Genomic DNA, 4,974 nt, shown 5'->3' with positions numbered 1-4,974 from the left:
TCAGTAGAATTGGGGAGAGTTTTGACGGTCTCGAACCCTGCCATACTAAATGGATAACAGTCGCAAGAAATTTAGTAAACTACCGGAGTCATAGGGGTGGCGTGATTATAGATGGATTAATACGGAACGTGGGAGATCTCTTGTTTTAAGGGTTGGCAATCCTAAACAATCCGATATAAGCATAGCGAAATTCGGAATGGAAACAAGAGAAGTCGGAGAAGCCCATAGTAACGATTGACCCAAAGGACAACAAAACCTTTGGTTAGGGAAGGGGCTTTACTTTAGAGAAGCTAATATGAAAGACAGAACGACCTATATTGATGAAAATCTATTAGTAAGTCTATCGTCAGCAATGACCGATGAGATGGTTCGTGTTTTTCAAAGGAAGCTATACATTAGAGCCAAGCAAAGGAAGGAAAGCGCACAAGGTGTTACGTCAACACCCATACAGTACATTTGTTAAAGGCAAAGGGCTGTTAGACTTGGAAAAGTATGCACGCTTAAAAACCCTTGCGAAAGCTCAATGAAGAACTCTATCGGTAAGCCGTATGAGCGAAAAGTTCACGTACGGTTTGATGAAGGGGGTACTGATAGTCTAAACTATTTTTCTTATCTTTGTGGGAAAAAAAATATGAATAGGCTATCAGGCTCTACTCTACTGTGCAACTAAAAATAATACAATTACGAATTAAAAACAGATAATGCATAATTTTACAGATTACATAAAAGAACTGCAAAAACAGAAATTAACAGATATAACAGAGCATTCACACAGGGCCGCTTTGGAAATTTTGTTAAATTCTGTTGCAAAAGATATTTCTACACAAGAAACAAATATTTTGCATGAACCAAAACGACAAGGAAAAAATGGTTCGCCTGATTTTATGGTTTCTACATCAGCAGGAATTATCGGTTACATTGAGAATAAAAAAATTACTCAAAATCTGAATGAAACAATTTTATCTGAACAGATTGAGAAATATAAAAAATTAAGCGATAATCTATTAATAACAAATTATGTCGAATTTGTTTGGCTAAAAGGTGATGAAATTTTCCGTGAAACACTTTGCGAAATAACAGATTTGCAAAACAAATCATTTAAAATAAATCCACAAAACGAAAACAAAGTATACGAACTAGTTAAAAAATTTATTAATCAAGCACCGCGAGGAATTGCGGATATTGAAACTCTTGCTTTTGCACTTGCAGAAAGATCAAAATATTTATTTGTAATACTTTACGAATACCTAAAAGAACAGGAGCAAAACGAAGATTTACAAGACGAAATTTGGGGAACTTACGAAGCATTTGTAAATACAGTTTATGAAGACCTTACAGTTGAAGGATTTACAGATACATTTGCTCAAACTTTGACTTATGGTTTGTTTTTGGCAAAACTTAATATTGAAAGAAACGAGCAAATTACTTTACGAAACATAGATTTACAAATCCCGACAACTTTTGCACTTATTAAAAATATCGTCGGACTTTTAAAATACATTAAAAAAGACAGATACAGCAAAGCACTTTGGATAGTGGAAGAACTGATGTCACTAATAAACAATCTTGATTTGCGAGCAATTCAGGAAAGTTTGAGTTTTACAAACCGCAAAAAGAAAACCGATGAAGAATACAAAGACCCATACCTCTATTTTTACGAAAATTTTCTATCCGAATACAACCCGAAATTGAGAAAAAGCAGGGGGGTTTATTATACACCTCATTCGGTTGTAAGGTTCATTATTAACGCAATAGACGATGTATTAAAAGATAAACATTTTTTTGGTATCAGAAACGGAATTGCAGATTACGAAAATGTTAATTTTCTTGATTTTGCAGCAGGAACAGGCACTTTTTTACTCGAAATATTAGAACAACTTAACGATAAAAAGCCATTTAACAAACCCGAAGGTAATAATCTGATTAAAAAACATATAAACAATATTTATGGTTTTGAATTTTTGATTGCACCTTATGCAATTGCCCATTTAAAACTGACACAATATTTAAAAGAAAATGGTTTTGAAGTTCAAGACCGTTTAAATATCTATCTAACAAATACACTTGAAGATAAAGACCCTCAAAAAAGCTTGTTTGTTCCGTCTTTAAAGAAAGAAGGTGATTTAGCTCAGGTGGTAAAACGAAACGAAAAAATTCTTGTAATTACCGGTAATCCGCCATATTCCGGTAGTTCTGAAAATATAAGTTTTAACATGAAAAAAATTACAAAAACTTATAAATCAGGAAAGACAAGAGAAGTAAAGAAGAAGATTGATACATGGATAGGTAAAATGGTCAAAGATTATTATAAAATTGAAAATGTTACAATTAATGAAAACAATCCCAAATGGTTACAAGATGATTATGTAAAGTTTATCCGTTTTGCTCAATACAAAATTGAACAAACAGGCGAAGGCGTAGTTGCAATTATTACAAACCATTCTTTTTTGGAAAATCCTACTTTCAGGGGAATGCGATACAACTTAATGAAAGCATTTGACCAAATTCTTATAATTGATTTACATGGAAATTCAAAGAAAATGGAGAAAACTCCAGAAGGTGAAAAAGACGAGAATGTATTTGATATTCAACAAGGTGTTTGCATTTCGGTTTTAATCAAAAAGAAAGGGCTAAAAAAAGAAGTAAAACGAGCCGATTTTTGGGGCAAACGTGATATTAAAAATAAACAGCTATACGAAACCGAATTTAACAATATTGATTGGATAAATTTAGACCCTACTGAACCATTTTATTTATTTACAAAACAAAATATTGAAAATAGGTCAATTTATGAAAAGTTCTTTTCTGTTAAAGAAATATTTGTAAAAAACAGTTTAGGAATAGTTACGGGTCGGGACAAATTAACAATAAAAAACAGTTTTGATGAAATTCATAATACTATATCTGAATTTATAAAACGAAAACCAGAAGACGCAAGAGAAAAATTAGAAATAGGAAAAGATGTAAGAGATTGGCAAGTAATATTAGCTCAAAAAGATATAAAGAAAGGTGGTTTTTCGATTGAAAATATTCGCCAAATTTCATATAGACTATTTGATAAAAGATTTACATATTTCACTGGTCGTTCTCGTGGTTTTCAAAGTATGCCTCGTGGTGAAGTGATGAAAAATATGCTTTCTGAAAATATTGCATTAAATGTTCCAAGACAAATTTTCAGGGGTAGCTTTAAGCATGTTTTTATTTCAAAAAATTTGACTGATGCAAATTTATTACAATCTGCAAATGGACAAACTCATTTTCCTTTATATGTTTACGATTTTACAATTGACGAAAAAACACTGCAACAAAAAAAAATAAAATTAGTAAATTTTCAGAACGATTTTAAAAAACTAATTGAAGAAAAATACGGTGACAAATTCAGTCCCGAACAAATTTTAGCATATATCTACGGCATTCTGCATTCGCCAACATATAGAAAAAAATACAGCGATTTTCTGAAAATTGATTTTCCGAGAATACCGTTTTGTGATAGTTCCGAAGATTTTGAAAAAATTGTCGAAATAGGACAAGAACTCATAAACGCACACTTAATGGAAGAAATTCCTGATTACGACATTGCAGAAACTTATGACGGAGAAGTTGGGAAAGATACGGTAGAAAAAATTGAGTTCAGAGCAGTTGAAAACGTTGGTAGAATTTATATAAACAAAACAAATTATTTTGAGCCGATACCCGAAGAAATATTTGAATTTTATATTGGCGGTTACAAAGTGATTGATAAATATCTAAAAGAACGCAAAGGAAAAGATTTGCAAATAGAAGAAATACAACAAGTAAAAGACATTGTAAAAATCCTTGCATTTACAATTGAAAAAATGGAAGAAATAGATAATGTAACGAATGATATATTATAAAATGCACACAACATTGCACCCAAACCCGCCCGCTTAAAGCGCATTCCAGTTGGGCTACATAAAAAAATTTAAGTAGATGGAATTATTAAAAATAATAGAATCCGAAATTGACAAAATCAATAAATATAATATTGGCCCTAATGGCAAAAAAATATTTACTGATTTTGAGAAAGGTGATTATGACTATATTTTAAAGTATCAAGAAGTTTATTATAATAATTTTAGCATTCCTAAATTCATGTCATTTTGTTATAAGAATATTTGGGATGAAATAAGTAATTTAAATATTAAAAAATCATTGTGGGAATATAAAACTGAGGAAAAGTCATTTTTAAAAGCAATTTTAAATAGACTTTCGATAATTATTGAAGTATATACAGATTTGATAAGGGAAAATAAAAATTATGACGCATTAGTCGTATTTAGAAGTTATATGGAGCTGTCTTCAATACTATTTGCTTGTACTCTTGATTTTGAATTTTATTATAATTACATTAAAGAACTTGCAGATGAAGATTATTTAAAGCATTGGTTTAAAAAATTAAAACCAGCAGTAGTCAAAAAAACTCTAAAGAATTTACATGTTAAAGCAAACAAAAAGACAAATAATGAAAACTATGATAATAGATACAATCTTGAAAATCTAGTTAAAGTATTTGTAGGAAAACAAAAAGATTTACTTTATGAATATACGTCATCAATATCTCATGGGAAATATAATATTCTGAAACATGCTGAAAATAAGGTGATAAATGATTATTTAATTATGGCAACTGATTTTTTAGCAAACACAACAACTCTTCTGGGAATTACTACTTATGATAATTTGGAGCATAAAGAGCGGGAAGAATCTAAACATAATATTACAAGTGCAGTTTGGTTTCAGATTTATTACAATCATATACTAAAAAGATAAAACGAAAGCCTAATCGAGTAGGCGGCTGACGGTCAAATGACCGCCAGTACACCTCTCACACCACTAAGCGTACGGGTCTCGTACTTAGCGGTTCATTAAGCAAAAGAATTATCGAAATAATTTCTTTGTCTCAGTTCCCTTTAAACGTAACTTTTGGCTCAGCCACTGCTTCACAGCCTCAAG

At 31.0% G+C, this 4,974-nt stretch carries 3 protein-coding genes; all 3 read left to right on the top strand.

The genetic code is table 11. The features are described from left to right. Positions 1–295: 295 nt before the first annotated feature. The 3 genes from HN894_03020 to HN894_03010 all read left to right on the top strand — a co-directional run bounded on the left by HN894_03020 (position 296) and on the right by HN894_03010 (position 4,791). A complete protein-coding gene (locus HN894_03020; protein MBT7142285.1) occupies positions 296–463 on the top strand; it encodes a hypothetical protein in 168 nt (55 codons plus the stop codon). A gap of 238 nt (positions 464–701) precedes the next feature. After that, complete coding sequence (locus HN894_03015) at positions 702–3,875, top strand: N-6 DNA methylase (protein MBT7142284.1); 3,174 nt, start codon at positions 702–704, stop codon at positions 3,873–3,875. A 76-nt stretch (positions 3,876–3,951) separates the two neighbouring features. Further along, positions 3,952–4,791 carry a hypothetical protein gene (locus HN894_03010; protein ID MBT7142283.1) on the top strand — a complete coding sequence of 280 codons (840 nt, stop codon included), beginning with the start codon at positions 3,952–3,954 and terminating at the stop codon, positions 4,789–4,791. Positions 4,792–4,974 lie beyond the last annotated feature (183 nt).

The sequence above is a fragment of the Bacteroidota bacterium genome (genome assembly GCA_018692315.1).
Classification (GTDB): domain Bacteria; phylum Bacteroidota; class Bacteroidia; order Bacteroidales; family JABHKC01; genus JABHKC01.
The sequence above is the reverse complement of the archived record's forward strand: the minus strand, read 5'-3'. Positions and strand labels throughout refer to the sequence as shown.

Bases quoted from the DNA above. Each gene is read 5' to 3' on its own strand.
- HN894_03020 (MBT7142285.1), top strand. From the start codon at position 296: ATGAAAGACAGAACGACCTATATTGATGAAAATCTATTAGTAAGTCTA.
- HN894_03010 (MBT7142283.1), top strand. From the start codon at position 3,952: ATGGAATTATTAAAAATAATAGAATCCGAAATTGACAAAATCAATAAA.
- HN894_03015 (MBT7142284.1), top strand. From the start codon at position 702: ATGCATAATTTTACAGATTACATAAAAGAACTGCAAAAACAGAAATTA.